We start from the raw sequence: 17,923 nt of genomic DNA on the forward strand, positions 1-17,923 counted from the left end.
CCAATCTAGTGTTATAAAATAATGTAATATAAGCTACTCATCATACTTTATTTGTATAGGTATAGACAGCATGAAAGCATCTGAAACAAGTTTCCGCAACCTTTTAGAGGGTAGTAAACAGTTCAAGGTACCTTTGTTTCAAAGGCCATACTCTTGGGAAAAAAGCAATTGGGAAACTCTTTGGGATGATTTGATGAGTTTATATAGTGATGAGACAGAAAGCTACCATTTTTTGGGGCCTATTGTCACCCTTGCAGAACCAGGAACACCTGATGGAATTTCACCTTATCTTCTCATTGATGGGCAACAGCGTTTAACTACTCTGACTCTGTTACTTATAGCATTGAGAGATGTATTGAAAAAACAAGATTCTGAATTAGCTGAAGAGTTACACGAACTTTTCTTAATTAATAAATTCAAGAAAGGTGATGACTTATATAAAGTCTTGCCAACTCAGGCTGATCGTAATTTTTATCAGCGAATCGTCCAGGAAAAAGAACCTGAAAAGCGCGAAAGAATTTCTGAAGCTTATGTATTTTTTCTCAAGAGGCTAGAAAAGGGTGAGCCAGGAGATATAGATACGCCCTTAAGTCTTTTTAAATTAAAAAATGTTATTTTAGAACGCTTGACTTTAGTTAGTATCACTTTAAATGATGATGACAATCCTTATCTTATTTTTGAAAGTTTAAACTATAAGGGAGCACCACTTACACAAGCGGATCTCATTCGTAACTACTTCTTTTTACAAATACCTAAAGAAAAACATGATGAAATTTATGCTAATTTGTGGCTACCTTTGCAAGAAGCTTTTAAAGCAGTTACAAAGAATAAGTATCTTCATGAGTTAACTTTGGCTTTTTGGCAATATCTGCGTAAAGATGGAGTATCTCTACAACAAAGTCAGATCTATCAAGTTTTCAAACAAAGCTTTGACAACAAAGGAATTAATGCATTACAAGAACTTAAACAAGTTATTGAATTTGCTGACTACTATCGAAAAATCCACTTTCCCCATACTGAACAAGAATTAAGATTAAAAAAATGGTTTGTGAGATTCAAAAGACTAGAATTTACAACTTGCTACCCTTTACTTCTTAATCTTTATCATGATTACACAAATAAGGCTATTTCAATAACAGAATTTGAACAAGCATTGAAATACATTGAATCATATTTTGTGCGCCGTTTGTTGTGTGGTATGCCATCCAATGTACTAGATAAAGTATTCAATAATTTATATCGTGAAATAAAAGAAAATTGGTCTGATAATTTGGTTATTACGTTACGCCAAACTTTACTGAATCTACAAAAAACTCAAATTTGGCCTGATGATGATTCGTTAAAACGCAGCATTATAGAGGAACGGCTATACACAGATAGGCGTCACGATAGAGTTAAGCTTATCCTTGAAAGCCTTGCTGAGAATTTATCTAAAGAACAGGTAAAAACAGAGAATCTAACTATAGAGCATATAATGCCTCAAACCCTGACTGATGAATGGCGGGCAATGCTAGGTGCAAATGCTAACGAACAACATGAAAAATGGTTACACACTTTAGGTAATTTGACTCTAACAGCTTACAATCCTGAGCTTTCAAACAAGCCATTTACAGAAAAGTTAACTTATCTAAGTGAGAAAAGTAGCTTTGCTCTTAATCAATACTTCAGAAATATAATTGCATGGAACGTTGCTGAAATTCAGCGACGCGGGCATCACTTGAGTGAGATAGCAGTTCAGGTATGGCCTCGTTGATTTAAAATCTGTGTCTATCTTTTTATGTGATATCTACACAAATAAGTAAAATTTGTTATATAACAACAGCCATAAATTATTTGAGACTGAAATTGTCAAATTCAACAATTAGACAAACTTCTCCACAGCGCTTACTAGACAGCCTCTCACAGTAAAATCCCACACCTTGCGGAAAATCTCTTTTCCCTAGCCTGTATTTTCAATACAAGGTAAAGTACAGACAACAGACTTAAAATTAGGCACAAAAGGAGCGCGTAACCGATGGGGAAGGGGAGATTAGAAGCGTTCAGTGATGGTGTGTTGGCGATTATCATCACGATTATGGTACTGGAACTCAAGGTACCGCATGGTGCTGATTTAGCAGCGTTGCGTCCGTTGATTCCGGTATTTTTGAGTTATGTGCTGAGTTTTATTTATATTGGCATTTACTGGAATAATCACCATCATTTATGGCAAGCTGTCAGACATGTGAATGGACGTATTCTTTGGGCTAATCTGCATTTGCTGTTTTGGTTGTCGCTCATTCCCTTTGTGACTGGCTGGATGGGTGAAAACCATTTTGCGGCTTGGCCAATTGCTTTGTATGGTACGGTATTGTTGTTTTGCGCGATCGCTTATTACATTCTCACAGTAGCTTTAATCAGTCATCACGGTAAGGATTCTACTTTAGCGATCGCCATCGGTCGAGATATTAAAGGCAAAATATCACTGGTATTTTATGCGCTCGCCATTCCCCTGTCTTTTGTCAACTCCTGGATAGCCTTTACATTCTACGTTCTCATGGCGATTATGTGGCTCATCCCCGATCGCCGGATTGAAAAAACTTTGATGTCCTAGAGTATAGCAGGTACTCTGGCTAAGAATTTCTCAAGGCTGCTGGAACGGGGGGATATACACAAAAGCACCGCAGCAGTACAACTGTAAAAGTTAAGTATTTAGAATAATCGTTAAATATTGCTGCAAAAGTAGTGTGATTTCTTGAAATTGGTTGGCAAATATTCAGATCATATTCCTAACGATCAACAAGTTTTAGGAGCGAAACAGTTGCTTACTTCAACCTTATTAGCTGCTTCCACTGTGCCCACAACTCTACAATGGAGTCCAACCGTTGGAATTATCATGATTATCGCGAATATTATTGCGATCGCCTTTGGCAAATCTACCATCAAGTATCCCAGCGTCGGCCCTGCTTTGCCCTCACCTAACTTATTTGGTGGCTTCGGCGCACCTGCATTACTTGCTACCACTGCTTTTGGTCATATTTTAGGCGCGGGTATTATTTTAGGGCTGCATAACCTCGGCAGAATCTAGGTTGTTAGCTGATTTCACTACTCTTTTGTCTATAACCATTAAATTAAGCTAGAGATTCATTTCTCTGGCTTTTTTGCGTTCGATACCAAGTTACCAACAATTGTCTTAATTAACTTTTTTTAACCAGAAATTGTATTACCAAAAACACCAAAATGTAGTTTGACTTACTAACTAAACTCTCACCAAAAATCTTTCTTTCAGTCAACAGTCAACACTTCGACAGGCTCAGTGCGGCGCAGTCAACAGTCAACATTCACTAAACAGGTAGAGGAGCCAAACCGTGTAACTGACGTATAGCGTTGATACACACCGGACAATCACAACCAAATAACTTGATTGCTTCATCACTTTCTGCTTCAGTAAATTCTAATTCCGCAGGTTGATCTGGCGATTGGACTTGCGGTACTTGCGCTACTATCATCTCTGGTTTAGCTGGAGAAACAGTATTATCAACCTGTATGCATACCTGTTTAGTCTCTGCTGAGTGCGGGGAACGTACACAAGATAGATGAGTACCCGCTGGAATAACTGTTTGATTAGCATGTGCTGGCTTGGTCATCATGACCATAGATAGCATAGATGCAAACAGTGCGGGGGAAGAAAGCAAGGATAAGACAAATCTTTTGTTCATTTATTCTCCAATTTTGGTCAAAAAAGATGCGACTGATGTTTTCACATCAATCAGCAATCGATCAGTCCATCTTAGACAAATTCTCATGAAATGGCTTGAAATTATTCACATGAGATGACCAAAATTGTACAGATATTTGAGCTAGTATTTTACACTACTTGCTTAGGCTGAGATTTTGCTAATTCACCAGGAGCAAATGCGCCATGTTCTGTAATGATGGCTGTAATTAATTCTGCTGGAGTCACATCAAAAGCGGGATTATAAAATTCCACGCCGGAAGGTGTGAGTCTGGTATCGCCTACTTGATAAATTTCTTGCGGATTACGTTCTTCAATGGGGATTTGGCTACCATCGCTTAAGGCAAAATCAACGGTAGATAGAGGCGCAGCGACAAAAAAAGGAATATTATGTGCTTTAGCTGCGATCGCCACACTATAAGTACCTATTTTATTAGCAGTATCGCCATTAGCCGCAATTCTATCTGCACCCACAACTACAGCATGAATTAAACCTTGTTTCATGCAATGGGCTGCCATATTATCAGTGATAACTGTCACGGGAATACCTTCTTGCACACATTCCCAAGCCGTGAGTTTTGCACCTTGTAACCGGGGACGAGTTTCATCAGCAAACACCCGCGCTAATCTTCCTTCTCGCCAAGCAGAACGCACCACCCCTAAAGCAGTACCATAACCAGCTGTAGCTAATGCACCAGCGTTACAATGAGTTAGAATTGTTAACTTTTCGGGAGTTTTGGGTAGAACTGCTAAACCATTGTCGCCAATCGCCTGACAAGTTTGTAAATCTTCAGCGTGGATAGTTTGGGCAGTTTCTAACAGCGTTTGTTTGAGTTCTGCGACTGTTCCCACGCTTTCATAGGCTGTTCTCATCATTCGATTAATTGCCCAAAATAAGTTTACCGCCGTAGGACGAGTAGAACGCAACAATTGAGCGACTTGTTCTAAACGTTGTAAAAACTCATTGCGGTTGTCAGTTTCAATCTCTCGCGCACCAAGATAAACACCGTAGGCTGCGGCGACACCAATTGCTGGCGCACCTCTGACAATCATCGTTGTGATTGCCAAAGCCATATCTTCACTGCGGTGAATTTCCACAACAGTATACTCATTAGGTAAGCGAGTTTGGTCGATCAGCGATACTGAATCGTTGTGCCAAATAATCGGATAAACTTGGTTGGAAGCAGGGGTCATAGAAATTGGGAATGATTGCAATTAGGCATCAATTATAAAGGCTAGGCGAAAAACCCCTGAGGTGAATTCTGCAAAACTTTTATTTTTGTGAATTAAGGCAAAGCTGATTCACCTGGTTGTATACCTGCTATATTGAGTTGAATACGGTATAGACTTTTACTTGCTGTGATGTACAGCGTTTTATAGTCTTGATCTCCCCAAGCCAAATTAGTTACCGCCTCTGGTACGAAAATTTTACCTAACAGCTTTCCTGATGGTGAAAAAATTATCACCCCTTCGGAAGCAGCAATATAAACATTGCCTTTTACGTCTACTTTTATACCGTCTGGTACGCTTTTCGCTTTTGGACTAACTAACTCTGCAAAAATTTGTCCATTACTCAATGTCCCATCTGAGTTAACCTGGAATACCTGGATATGCTTTTTTTCAGAATCGCTGACATAGAGTTTTTTCTCATCTGGAGAGAAAGCTAATCCGTTAGGGCGTATCATCTCCTTGGTAAGCAACGTGAGATTTCCATCTGATGACAGCCGATAAATTCCATAAAATCCCAGTTCTTCCTTTTCCTTGTTGATGCCATAGGGAGGGTCAGTGAAGTAAATGCTACCATCTGACTTAACTACAACGTCGTTAGGACTATTTAATCGCTTGCCTTGGTAACGTTCGGCTAAAGAAATGATCGTACCGTCATCTTGAGTACGTATTAAACGACGGTCATGTTCAGCAGTAATTAAGTTTCCCTGGCGATCTATTGTATTACCGTTAGCATTACCAGCTGGATGACGGAATATATAAATTTTACCCTCAGGAGTCCATTTATATATTGTATTTGCCGGGATATCACTAAAAAGTAAAAACCCGCGTCGATCCCAAACTGGCCCTTCTGTAAACCTAAAGCCACTGGATAACCTTTCCAATTGGGCGTTATTGCTCATGATAGTTTGTAGACCGCTTGGGCTGTTGGCGTTGCTCTGTTGTAAAGTCAAAATACCAACTAAGAAACCCCAAGCAACTATTGGTAAGGAATATTTCTGCACAATAAATATCCTCGCCGGAAATGTATTTCGCTTCGCTTGTCAGTTTTTGAAAGGATATGGTTTAACACCCCAACCCAAGAGTGGGTGGAATTTTTATATTTTATATTCGGCTAAGTTAAATTATCTATGGATTTGCATAACTAATTGCTGCACCTGTATTAAGTCCAAGCACGGTAGAAGGTGCTGTCTTGCCAAATATGGGCTGTGCGTTGTTCAATAGCTGCTAGTTGTTGATTGCTCAGTTGCTCAAAAGCACGAGCTACCTTAATATTTTCTTCCAATTGCTGCACATTATCTACGGAAATCACGCAACAAGATACACCAGGCTGGGATAGAGCATAACCCATTGCTTGGGGCATTCCGCTCAAAGCATTTGCTTGGAATAACTTACCGTAAGCTGGTACTTTCATGGCGATGACACCTACATTTTTTTGCTGTGCTAATGGTAGCACCATAGGAAAGTAAGGTCGCGGATGATGTTTGTCTACTGCATTTACCGGAATCAGTGCAGTATGAAAAGAGTAGCGATTCATAGCCTCAACTATTACATCTGGTTCGTGGTGTCCTGTAAGACCAACAAACCGGACAAGTTTTTGTTCTTGAGCTTCTTCTAAAGCTTTAATCGCACCATTTGTGGCAAACATTTTTTCAAGATGTTCGGGTAAAGCAACGCTATGCAACTGCCATAAGTCTAAATAATCTGTCTTGAGGCGTTTAAGAGAACGTTCTAATTGTCGCCATACGCCATCTCTATCTTTTTCATAGGTTTTACTAGCTAAAAATATGTTTTGGCGGTAGGATGGCAGCACTTTTCCCAAATAAGTTTCATTCGGCCCGTACCTAGCAGCGGTGTCAAAATAACGAATACCGAGTTCAACTGCTTTTTCAATAATTGCTAAAGCTTCAGCTTCTCTGTCTTTTTTATCGAGTGGTGTTTGTGTACCCGCACCTCCCAAGCCAAAGATAGGAACTTTGACGCCTGTACGTCCTAATATTCTTTCTGGCATTGTTGTTGGTGATTGAGCAGCATTAGAAATTTGCTTTTGCACGGTATGCGCTCCTACAACAGTGCTAGCTACAGCCACACTGGTAAGTAAAAAATTACGCCTTGTTCTTTTTTCTAACATACTTGATCAATAATTATTTACCTATTGGGTTAGGTGATGTAAGTCGGACAAAGCCTGCAATCGCTGTTTAACCCCAGAATCCCCACCCTTGAAGGGTGGGAAGTATTTAAAGTACGCGCAGCAAGCTAGGTATGCTATTAATTGCTTCCAAGTTACGAATTTCTGTTAAAGCTTGGCGAAAATCACCTTCTTTAACATCATGGGTAACGACAACAATCTCTGCTAAGTCGCCTTGAAAACCAGTTTGGACTACTGATTCTAAGCTGACGCCATAATTACCAAAGCAAGTACCTAGTTTACCAATTACTCCTGATTGATCCTTGGTGAGGAAGCGGGTATAAAAACGAGTAACTAGTTCGGATATGGGTGCTATTTGACAATAGTCTTGATGTCTGCAAGCTAACAAGGGATTGGGTTTTGTTTCGCTGGCTGTTTGAGTTTTGAGTGTGGCGGTTAAATTTAAAATATCAGATGATACCGCACTCGCCGTTGCACCCGCACCCGCACCAGGGCCAAAAAACATGACTTGGCCAATGGGTTCGCCTTCTACAAGTATGGCGTTATACACGCCGTTGATGCTAGCTAAGGGGTGGGCTTTGGGTAAGAGAGTAGGATGAACTCTTACTGAGAGCTTGGAGGTATCCTGTCCGTGAACTTTCGCGATCGCTAATAATTTAATCACAAAGCCCAATTTCTCAGCATAGGCTATATCTGTTTTACTAACTTGGCGAATTCCTTCACAATAAACATCTTGGAGGTGAATCCGTCCCCCAAAGGCTAAGGAAGCCAAAATCGCAATTTTATCGCCAGCGTCGAAACCATCGACATCAGCAGTGGGATCGGCTTCAGCATAGCCCAATCTTTGAGCATCAGCTAACACATCCTCAAAATTGCTACCTTCTTGTTGCATCCGGGTGAGAATATAGTTAGTTGTACCGTTAACAATACCCGTAACTGTGTGGATGCGGTTGACACTTAAAGACTGCTTTAGGGGTTGAATTACCGGAATACCACCCCCAACTGCGGCTTCTAGCATGACATAAACGCCAGCTTCATTAGCAGTTGTGAAGATTTCATTACCAAAACGCGCGATCGCAGCTTTATTCGCAGTGACTACATGCTTACCATTTTTCAGGGCTTGAAGAATCAGCGATCGCGCTGGTTCCAATCCACCCATGACCTCAACTACTATATCTACAGCCGGATCGTTAACAATTGATTCTAAATCCGTAGTAATTATACCTGCTGGTAATTCAACCGCCCTTGGTTTATCAAGCGATCGCACTCCTACCCGATATATTTCTAATTCTTTCAACAACGGATGTCTTCCAGTTGTATCTTGTAACAACTGTACAGTACCCGCCCCTACAGTACCTAATCCCAGTATTCCTAACTTAACACCCACAACTTTTGTACCAAAATTTAATTTTAGATCCTCAGTGCTGAATAATAGTTTCTCACAACTATGAGGGCACAAACTGCACCAACCAATCAGACGCCGAAATTGCAAAAAGATTTCAGGGTGTTGTGTCCCGCAGAGCTAGGACAGGCAGTTTAAATCTATTTAACTTCTTATTGCCCGCCGCAGAAACTGCGATCGCTGTCATCAGGTAGCTAAATATCATATATTACCTTACTTTGAGATTTTTTTAATCTTATGTAAAAATTCATACATAACATCTTCTTTTTAGCAATTTATGCCTAGAGATAGATGTAACAATAATTATTCGTTTTTCGGGAAAAATTCACAATAAATCATTAAGTTTATATAAATTGTCTGGAAAAATTAATTTTTTAATTTATTCAGCCTTGACATTCTTAAGCGTTAGCGACTAAAACAAAACAGTGCGTGAATACACAGATTTATAGCTAGTCGCTGCCAGGATCTAGTTGACAGCTATTTATCAAACTTTGCTATTCAAATATTTGCGATCGCTAGCATCTACAACTAGCAAATATAACAGTGAATATTAGCTGTTGATGTTGCTATTTTTACACCAATAAGGAACTTCCAAGTAAAAAATATTCCATTGCTATTTTTTACAGTTAACAGTTAACACTTCGACAGGCTCAGTGCAGTGCAGTTAGCAGTCAACAGCTATATCTTCATGGCAAATTGCTATTGCCAGCTTACAGCATATATATCTGCTTTGGTGCTTAAATTTTATGATCCGAAATTCTCTACACAATTTTGAAAATCAGTTATTCACAACCGAGCAATACCAAAATTTATTGAAAAAACTCCCAGAGAATTTACAACCCGAATATCGCCGACGACTAGAAATTATGTTGCTAGCAGATATGGGAAAATCACAAACTGAAATTTGTCAAATTTTAGGTTGTTCTCAGGAAATGGCACGTTATTGGATTGCAATTGCCAAAGCTGGTTTAATTGAAGAATGGGAACAACGCCCCATAGGTAGACCAAAAATTGTCAGTCAACAATATAGAGAACGATTAAAAGAATTAATTAGTCATAGTCCTCGGAAGTATGGCTATGCTTTTAGTAATTGGACATCTCAATGGTTAAGCAAACATTTAGCGACAGAATTTGGGGTTGAAATTAGTAATCGACATATTAATAGATTACTCAAGGAAATGGGTTTATCTACACAAAAACGCCGCTTAGATAAAAAAGCAAATCTCCCCGATAAAAAAGCCAATATTGTGCGCATATCTGACTTGCAATCTACCGATGAGCCTCATATTTATGAGCAATTTCAGCTAATTTCCATTAATTATTAAAATTGGGAGCAAAAAGAGGTAATGTTATCAAATTTTTCCCAAGAACAACTAAGTCAATTTTTGACTGCTATCTTGAATGAGAAGCTGACTGCTAGGGAATTGGAGAATTGCTGGAGAAATATTGAAATTATTGAACCAGCAGTAGCAAAACTATTTTGGCAATCAACAGCTGCGCCTGCGGGAATTTATTTAGTAATTACAGGTAAAATCAGATTGCTCGATAGTTCTGGTAATTTAATCTCTACCCTAACAGCCGGGTCATCATTTGGTGAAATGACCTTGTTTCCCGATGCAGAATTTAGCTATTATGCAGCGAGAGCTTCGACTAATTTACAACTGTGTTACCTTAACCAAGATGTATTGCAGACTTTGATGGCTCGATACCCCAAAATCTGCGATCGCCTTTTAGTACGTGCAGAACGTTGGGATTTGCTGATGTTGTATCGTCAGCAACAACCACAGGCAACCGTAGAAGGGATTCATCAAGCCTTGGCTTTGTTTGAAAGAGTAGCTATCCAAGACTTTTCTCAGATATATCTCAATTCTGAGACTAAGTTAGTTTTGCTACATCAAGGTAAATTACGACATGGTGATGGTAATTGTTTAATACCCGGTAAAATTTATCCTGCGCCAAAACAGGGTAATTGGCAAGCAATCCAACCGACAATTATCTATCAATTGCGGACTGCTGATTGGCAAACAGCAAGCCAATTTTGGCCGCAATTGGCAGAATTTAGCAATTCTGTGCCAGATAAAGACGATCGCCAATCGCCAATTCCTAATGTAATACCTTTTCCGGCGATCGCAACGCCAAAAAAGCCACAATCACGGGTTTATTTTCCCTCACCGCAAGTCAAAGCTAAGCATTTATGGTTACAGCTAACTAAGCGCTATCCTTTTTTTGAACAACAAAGCGCCACTGATTGTGGTGTAGCTTGTTTAGTCATGATTGGGCGTTATTGGGGTAAAAGCTTTAGTATCAATCGACTGCGAGATTTAGCTAACGTCAATCGCATCGGCGTTTCCCTGCGGGGTTTAGCTACTGCTAGTGAAAGTATTGGTTTTGCTAGCCGTCCAGTCAAAGCCAGCTTAGATAAATTAGCACAACAACCCCTACCTGCGATCGCTCATTGGGAAGGCAATCATTATATCGTCGTCTATGAGATTAGCAAAAAACAGGTAATTGTTGGCGATCCGGCGATCGGACAACGTACCCTCACCCATCATCAATTTCAAGCTGGGTGGACTGGTTACGCTTTAATATTACAACCTACCCCCCTATTAAAAGAAAGCGAAGAAGCTAATACCCCATTTTGGCAATTATTCGAGTTAGTTAAACCACATTGGCAAGTATTATTAGAAGTCTTTATCGCTTCCTTATTAATTCAAATATTTGGATTAATTACACCGCTATTTACCCAGTTACTTTTAGATAGAGTCATTGTTCAAGGTAGTACTCTCACCTTAAATGCTGTCGGCTGTGGTTTATTAATTTTTGGTTTATTTCGCGTCGCCCTCAACACATTACGACAATACTTATTAGACCACACAGCCAACCGGATTGGCGTAGCACTAATGGTAGGTTTTATAAAACATACCTTCCGCCTCCCCCTAGCTTTTTTTGAATCGCGTTATGTCGGGGATATTATTTCTCGCGTTCAAGAAAATCAGAAAATTCAGCGCTTTCTCACTGGTGAAGCATTGTCAATTATCCTCGATTTATTGACAGTATTTATTTATGTCGGCTTAATGTTTTGGTATAGCTGGCAAATGACTATCCTAGCATTAGCAATTGTGCCGCCATTTTTAATTTTAGCAGTCGTGGCTACACCATTCTTTCGCCGCATTAGCCGGGAAGTTTTTAATGCTTTAGCCAAGGAGAATAGTTATTTAATTCAATCCCTTACAGGTATTCGTTCTATCCGGTCAATGGCGATTGAACAAAGCGTGCGTTGGCATTGGGAAGAATTACTCAATAACTTAACTAAAAAATTATTTCGGGGTCAAGTTATCGGCAACAAAATGGAATTTTTTAGTTCAACAATTGAAACTGTAGCAACTACAGGTTTACTATGGTTTGGAGCCTGGTTAGTAATTCAAAATCAACTGACAATTGGACAATTAGTTGCTTTTAATATGTTGTTGGGTAATATCATTAGTCCTTTTCAACGCCTGACTATACTTTGGAATCAATTACAGGAAGTAATTATTTCCACAGAACGGATTAATGATGTATTATCAGCAGCACCAGAAGAAGATTTACAAAATCAACCCCGACAATATTTAGAGCAAATTCGCGGTCATATTCGCTTTGAAAATGTTACCTTCCGTTATCATCCAGATAGCGATATTAATGTCCTCGAAAACCTCAGCTTAGAAATTTTCTCTGGACAAACTGTAGCCTTAGTTGGGCGTAGTGGTTCGGGGAAAACCACCCTAGCAAAATTAATTTTAGGTTTATATACACCCACAGACGGGAAGATTTTGATTGATGGTTATGATGTCACCAGTTTAGCATTGCGATCGCTGCGTTCTCAAATTGGCGTTGTCGATCAAGAAACCTTCTTATTTGGTGGTACAATTCGCGAAAATATCAGCATCGCTTTCCCCGAATCTTCCTTAGAAGAAATTAGAGAAGCAGCGCGTTTAGCCGGTGCTGATGAATTTATTCAACAATTACCAATGGGTTACGAAACCCAAATAGGTGAAGGGGGTGGAATGCTATCTGGTGGACAACGCCAACGTCTAGCAATTGCGCGGGCTTTATTAGGTAATCCTTCCATACTGATTTTTGATGAAGCTACCAGTCATCTAGACGCAGAATCAGAAAGGATTATTCAGAATAATTTAAATACAATTCTCCAAGGACGTACCAGCTTAATTATTGCCCATCGCCTCTCAACAATTCGCAATGCCGACTTAATTTTAGTATTAGATCGCGGCTTATTAATAGAAAGCGGTACTCATGAAGAATTGATTGCGAAAAAAGGTCATTACTACTACCTAAATCAACAACAACTCGCCCAAGCAAGTTGAAATATTAAGTAGATTGGCGTAATTAAATATAATTGGTTAGGGTTGTCATTTGTCATTTGTAGGTTGGGTTGTAGCTTGCTTCCCGAAGGGTACGAAGTGAAACCCAACAATTATAAGATATGGCTTACACAAAAACCTCTCAAACTCTTATTACTCTGTGTACTCTGTTACTCTGTGTACTCTGCGGTTTATTTTTTCGGACTTACGCACACTCTACGAACTCTTGGCGTCTTGGCGGTTCAATAAATTAAAGTTTTTGATAATTTTTGCGTAAGTCCAGATAGTGGGTATTTCCTGCTAAAAAAACATCAAAATGACAATGAATTTAAACTGAAAATATTGACAAGGCTAGAGTTTATATATGCCTAATACTGCTAATAATTCATCATCAGTAATCACCGAAAAAACACTAGAGCAATCAACAACGAATACCATCGCCGAAAATCATGCTGTAAGTACTAATTCTCCAGATTGGCATTATGGTACAGAAGAATTACTAGATGCTTTACCAAAACGCTGGACAAGAAGTTTACTATATTTTCTAGTAGTTTTTAGCGCTATTGTTTTACCTTGGGCAATGCTGTCAAAAATTGATGAAACAGGAAGCGCTAGAGGGAGAATTGAACCATTAGGTGAAACTCAAAGATTAGATAGTCAAGCTAGTGGAAATATTATTGCTGTAAAAGTCAAAGAAGGCGAACAAGTCAAAGCCGGACAGTTATTAGTAGAACTAGATTCTAATGTCCTCAAAACTGACTTACAGCAGGGAACAGCAAAACTAGACGGACTAATTAATCGAGTAGCACAATTAGAACTCTTGAAAAACCAATTACAACTAGCAATTGGCGTACAAGAACAACAAAATAAATCCCAAGAATTAGAAAAACTTGCTCAAGTTAATCAAGCACAAGAATTTTTAGATGCGAAACAGAGTACTTATAATTTACAAAAGTTAGAGAAACTCGCATTAGTATCTCAGGCTGAACAAAACCAGGTTTCTACTGAGACTTCCTATAAATTAGCTATCAACCGTTGGCGTACAGATTTAACCGAAATTCAACGTTATCGCCCCTTAGGAGAAGAGGGGGCTGTTCCTCAAATTAAAGTTGTGGAATTAGAAAAAATTGCCGATGAAAGCGAAAGAATATATGAGCAAAGTGAATCAGATGTTAAACAAGCACAATTACGCCTGCAAGAAGAAAGAAACCGTTATCAGGGAATAATGCGTCAAGCCCAAGCCGATATTAAACAAGCACAGTTGAGATTACAAGAACAACAAAATAGTTATAAAAGTATAATTCAAGCAGGTAAACTAGCTTTGCTAAAAAATCAGGAACAACTGAAAGATTTGCAAACCCAAATTACCAGTTTAAAATCAGAAATGGCTCAAACTAGAAGCCAAATTACTGCTATTAGAATACAATTAGCACAACGCTTAATCAAATCGCCTATTGATGGTGTAATTTTTAATTTACCCATCAAAAAGCCGGGAGTAGTTGTCCAAACCGGTCAAACAATCGCCCAAATTGCTCCTAAAGAGATACCCTTTATTCTCAAGGCTAATATGCCTAGTCAACAAAGTGGTTTCTTAAAGGTAGGAATGCCAGTAAAAATCAAATTTGATGCTTACCCATTCCAAGATTATGGAGTAGTTGCAGGTAAAGTGATGCGGATATCGCCAGATTCAAAAGTTATCGAAACTCCTCAAGGTAAAGTAGAAGTTTTTGAAATGGAAATATCTCTCAATCAAACTGAGATTAAATCTGCAAATAAATCTATTCCTCTAACACCTGGACAGACAGCAACAGCAGAGGTAATTGTCCGTCAACGCCGCTTAATTGATTTCATTTTAGATCCGTTTAAAAAGCTGCAAAAAGGCGGGTTAGAACTTTAAATAAGGCAGATGGCAGAGTATATGTAGGGTGGGCATTGCCCACCGAAACTCTACTTGTATTTCAAAAATCAAGTATGAATTCTATAGTTCACAAAATTAATTTAAATTAAGCCGGAGTAAGCAAATGTTTAAAACCTTAAATGTGTCGCAAAAAGAAATAATTGAACAAGTAAAATTTTCTTGTCAAGTGCCGAGTTTATTAGAAGCGATCGCCACCCGCAGAATTATCTTAAATACAGCCAAAGAAGCAGGTATCAAAGTAGAAAACGAAGAACTCCAACAAGCGGCTGATGCTTTAAGAGCAGCTAACAGATTGATCAAAGCCGAAGACACTTGGAAATGGCTACAAAAACATCATTTAGATTTAGAAGATTTTGAACAAATCGCAGAAATGAATTTGCTATCTCTCAAATTAGCAGCACATTTATTTGCTGAAAAAGTTGAACCATACTTTTATGAAAATCAACTAAATTATCTTGCAGCAGTTACCTATGAAGTTGTTTTAGAAGATGAAGATTTAGCTTGGGAATTATTTTATGCAGTCACAGAAGGCGAAATTACTTTTCAGGATGTAACTCGTCAACATATTCAAAATCCAGAACTCCGTCGCACTGGTGGTTATCGGGGAATGAAAAATCGTCACGAATTTAAACCAGATATTGCAGCTGCTGTATTTGTCGCTAATCCACCTGAGTTACTTAAACCGGTTGTAATTGCGCAAAAAGTACATTTAATTTGGGTAGAAGAAATCATCCAGCCAAAATTAGATCAACAGTTGCGAATAAAGATTATCAGTGAGTTATTTGCAGATTGGTTGAAACAACAAATTTCACAACTAGAAATTATTCCCCACTTTGAATCAGATTCCTATTCTCAACCAGTTCAAGAATTGCTGAGGATAGCATCTTAACAATTCAAAATTCAAAATCCAAAATTAAATACATGTTTAGTTTAGATCCCCGACTTCTTTAAGAAGTCGGGGATCTAGTCTTAAGACATACATAATTGATAAAAAATAATTTCTCTAAACACAAAATGCTGTTTGCGTTTAGAGAAATTGTTGGTATTTTTTTGAAAAATCACCAAGTTTATTGCTCAATTACTTGAGATGTTATCTTGTTATAAATAAGCAATAATTGGTAATTCATTCAATAGTAATTATTTTGCTTTTAATAGGAGCTTCAGAGCTTTTAGATATGTTTTTGCTAATACTTTAACGATTTTTTCTACTAACAGACCATAACCTTCAATAAAAGCACCTACTAAAAGAGGATTATAACCACCATTAACAAATGCAGCTTCAGTTTCATCTACTTCATTGATGAAAGAATTAGAGTCAATAGCTAAGTCGGAAATTGTGATTCTAGACATGATTTTTACCCGGTATAAGTGTTTTTGAGAAATTAAGCTGTGTTTGCTTAACTCTTGAATCTATCTTCGGCGATATCTAAAGTAAAATCAATAGATTCAAAAAGGAGATAAGACATAATTAAAGGAGTTTTGTCTCTTGATAAATGAGGTAAAAATATTCAATAATTAAATGTCTGTCTTGATGATAATTAATGTATGATTTGGCAAGCTAAATCTGCTGAAGACATAATTACAGAAGTTTTGTCCAGAAATATTAATAATTCAAAATTCTTTCTCAGTAGGGTGCGCATTGCCCACCTTACGAATTAATCAGCTTTTCAGGCTGTGGTTTTTGCAATAAGGTAGTGATGCAAGATATAAGCTGCCCCTTGGTAAGGGGCAAGGTTAGGGGAAGGGTAAAACGCTTGTGAGGTAAGCTTTTGAAGTTACAGCAAATGAGGTACGCGCTTCGGGGCATGGCAGTGCCAGTGCCCCTACAATGAACGGTAATGTGTACCTCACCAACTTGCAATCTGCTGTAAGGATACGTATGGTGGGCAATGCCCACCCTACTATAAAGGCGATCGCATTTGTAACAAACGCAAGTCCATTTGTAACAAACGCAAGTCCATTTGTGATAAATGCAAACTCATTTGCCCAATGCCCCATGCCCAATGCCCAAATCCACGATTTTTCACAACAAGCGCTATTATAAGCAGATAATGATTATCACTACAGATGCTTTGAGATTATGATCTCTGCTGAAACATCCAATTCTGTCCCTGTAACCGTTCTCACCGGCTATCTTGGTGCAGGTAAAACCACCTTACTCAATCACATCCTAACTTACGAACACGGTAAGAAAGTAGCCGTCATCGTCAATGAGTTTGGGGAAGTAGGCATTGACAATCAATTGGTTATCGATGCAGATGAAGAAATTTTTGAAATGAATAATGGCTGTATCTGTTGTACAGTCAGAGGTGACTTGATTCGCATCATCGGCAATTTGATGAAGCGGCGTGATAAATTTGACCATTTAGTCATTGAAACTACTGGTCTAGCCGACCCCGCCCCAGTAATTCAGACATTCTTTGTGGATGAAGATATGCAAAGCCAGCTATCTTTAGATGCAGTTGTCACCGTAGTTGATGCCAAGCATATTTGGCAACATTGGGAAGCTGATGAAGCCCAAGAACAGATAGCCTTTGCCGATGTTATTTTATTAAATAAAACTGATTTAGTTACCCCAGAAGTTCTAGAAGAACTAGAAAAGCGGATTCGCGGAATGAATGCGTTAGCAAAAGTCTACCGTACCCGCAATTCAGAGTTAGATATGGATGCCTTATTAGGGGTACAAGCCTTTAATTTGGATCGCGCCTTAGAAATCGATCCCAATTTCCTAGGTGAAGACGCTCATGAACATGATGAAACCGTTTATTCTGTAGCTTTAGTAGAACCAGGCGAACTTGACGGGCAAAAATTAAACGCTTGGATGACAGAATTACTCCGGACTCAAGGTACTGATATCTTCCGCATGAAAGGCATTTTAAATATTGCCGGCGAAGATCATCGCTTTGTCTTCCAAGGAGTGCATATGATATTTGATGGTAGACCCGATCGCCCTTGGAAACCTACCGAAACTCGCAAAAACGAACTAGTATTCATCGGGCGCAATCTCGATGAAGCTAAACTAAAACAAGACTTTCAAGCTTGTTTAGTTTGATCGTCAACAGTCAGTAGGGGCGGGTTTATGGGAGATCTTCATGAATCAGTGAGGATATTTGTGAACCCGCCCGTACAACAGTCAACAGTCAACAGTCAACCGTCC

At 38.8% G+C, this 17,923-nt stretch carries 15 protein-coding genes; 8 read left to right on the forward strand and 7 right to left on the reverse strand.

Annotation, left to right across the window (positions count from 1 at the left end; translation table 11 throughout):
- Window positions 1-70 precede the first annotated feature (70 nt).
- The 3 genes from H6G41_RS06905 to psaK all read left to right on the forward strand — a co-directional run bounded on the left by H6G41_RS06905 (window position 71) and on the right by psaK (window position 3,064).
- The gene (locus H6G41_RS06905; protein ID WP_190744866.1) at window positions 71-1,753 is read left to right on the forward strand and encodes a DUF262 domain-containing protein; all 1,683 of its coding nucleotides are present in this window, start codon (window positions 71-73) and stop codon (window positions 1,751-1,753) included.
- A gap of 261 nt (window positions 1,754-2,014) precedes the next feature.
- Window positions 2,015-2,590, forward strand: coding sequence for a TMEM175 family protein (locus H6G41_RS06910; protein WP_190744868.1), 576 nt, complete (start codon window positions 2,015-2,017; stop codon window positions 2,588-2,590).
- A 207-nt stretch (window positions 2,591-2,797) separates the two neighbouring features.
- Window positions 2,798-3,064: a photosystem I reaction center subunit PsaK gene (gene psaK, locus H6G41_RS06915; protein WP_190542943.1), complete on the forward strand. Its 267-nt coding sequence runs from the start codon at window positions 2,798-2,800 to the stop codon at window positions 3,062-3,064.
- A gap of 256 nt (window positions 3,065-3,320) precedes the next feature.
- On the opposite strand, the gene H6G41_RS06920 is transcribed toward psaK, so the two are convergent.
- From H6G41_RS06920 to H6G41_RS06940, 5 genes are all read right to left on the reverse strand, one after another.
- Window positions 3,321-3,695 carry a hypothetical protein gene (locus tag H6G41_RS06920; protein WP_190744870.1) on the reverse strand — a complete coding sequence of 125 codons (375 nt, stop codon included), beginning with the start codon at window positions 3,693-3,695 and terminating at the stop codon, window positions 3,321-3,323.
- Window positions 3,696-3,844: 149 nt separating this feature from the next.
- Entirely contained in the window at window positions 3,845-4,906 is a 1,062-nt protein-coding gene (mtnA, locus tag H6G41_RS06925; RefSeq protein WP_190744872.1) for an S-methyl-5-thioribose-1-phosphate isomerase, read from the reverse strand.
- Between the two features lie 92 nt (window positions 4,907-4,998).
- On the reverse strand, window positions 4,999-5,943 hold the full coding sequence (locus H6G41_RS06930) for an SMP-30/gluconolactonase/LRE family protein (RefSeq protein WP_308796064.1): 945 nt from the start codon (window positions 5,941-5,943) through the stop codon (window positions 4,999-5,001).
- A 158-nt stretch (window positions 5,944-6,101) separates the two neighbouring features.
- On the reverse strand, window positions 6,102-7,070 hold the full coding sequence (locus H6G41_RS06935) for an aldo/keto reductase (protein ID WP_190744874.1): 969 nt from the start codon (window positions 7,068-7,070) through the stop codon (window positions 6,102-6,104).
- 106 nt (window positions 7,071-7,176) lie between these two features.
- On the reverse strand, window positions 7,177-8,475 hold the full coding sequence (locus H6G41_RS06940; protein WP_190744876.1) for a homoserine dehydrogenase: 1,299 nt from the start codon (window positions 8,473-8,475) through the stop codon (window positions 7,177-7,179).
- Between the two features lie 761 nt (window positions 8,476-9,236).
- Here H6G41_RS06940 and H6G41_RS06945 point away from each other — a divergent pair.
- The 4 genes from H6G41_RS06945 to H6G41_RS06960 all read left to right on the forward strand — a co-directional run bounded on the left by H6G41_RS06945 (window position 9,237) and on the right by H6G41_RS06960 (window position 15,655).
- Complete coding sequence (locus tag H6G41_RS06945; RefSeq protein WP_190744878.1) at window positions 9,237-9,815, forward strand: helix-turn-helix domain-containing protein; 579 nt, start codon at window positions 9,237-9,239, stop codon at window positions 9,813-9,815.
- 21 nt (window positions 9,816-9,836) lie between these two features.
- A complete protein-coding gene (locus H6G41_RS06950; protein WP_190744880.1) occupies window positions 9,837-12,851 on the forward strand; it encodes a peptidase domain-containing ABC transporter in 3,015 nt (1,004 codons plus the stop codon).
- 361 nt (window positions 12,852-13,212) lie between these two features.
- Entirely contained in the window at window positions 13,213-14,745 is a 1,533-nt protein-coding gene (locus H6G41_RS06955; protein ID WP_190744882.1) for an HlyD family efflux transporter periplasmic adaptor subunit, read from the forward strand.
- Window positions 14,746-14,869: 124 nt separating this feature from the next.
- Entirely contained in the window at window positions 14,870-15,655 is a 786-nt protein-coding gene (locus tag H6G41_RS06960; RefSeq protein ID WP_190744884.1) for a peptidylprolyl isomerase, read from the forward strand.
- A 248-nt stretch (window positions 15,656-15,903) separates the two neighbouring features.
- On the opposite strand, the gene H6G41_RS06965 is transcribed toward H6G41_RS06960, so the two are convergent.
- The gene (locus H6G41_RS06965) at window positions 15,904-16,116 is read right to left on the reverse strand and encodes a hypothetical protein (protein WP_190744886.1); all 213 of its coding nucleotides are present in this window, start codon (window positions 16,114-16,116) and stop codon (window positions 15,904-15,906) included.
- A 551-nt stretch (window positions 16,117-16,667) separates the two neighbouring features.
- Window positions 16,668-16,793, reverse strand: a complete 126-nt coding sequence (locus tag H6G41_RS35660) for a hypothetical protein (RefSeq protein ID WP_277878046.1) — start codon at window positions 16,791-16,793, stop codon at window positions 16,668-16,670.
- A gap of 53 nt (window positions 16,794-16,846) precedes the next feature.
- On the opposite strand from H6G41_RS35660, the gene H6G41_RS06970 reads away from it, so the two are divergent.
- A complete protein-coding gene (locus H6G41_RS06970; RefSeq protein WP_190744888.1) occupies window positions 16,847-17,818 on the forward strand; it encodes a GTP-binding protein in 972 nt (323 codons plus the stop codon).
- Window positions 17,819-17,923: the final 105 nt, after the last annotated feature.

Origin of the sequence: Tolypothrix sp. FACHB-123 (genome assembly GCF_014697075.1) — a bacterium.
Lineage (GTDB): Bacteria > Cyanobacteriota > Cyanobacteriia > Cyanobacteriales > Nostocaceae > Aulosira.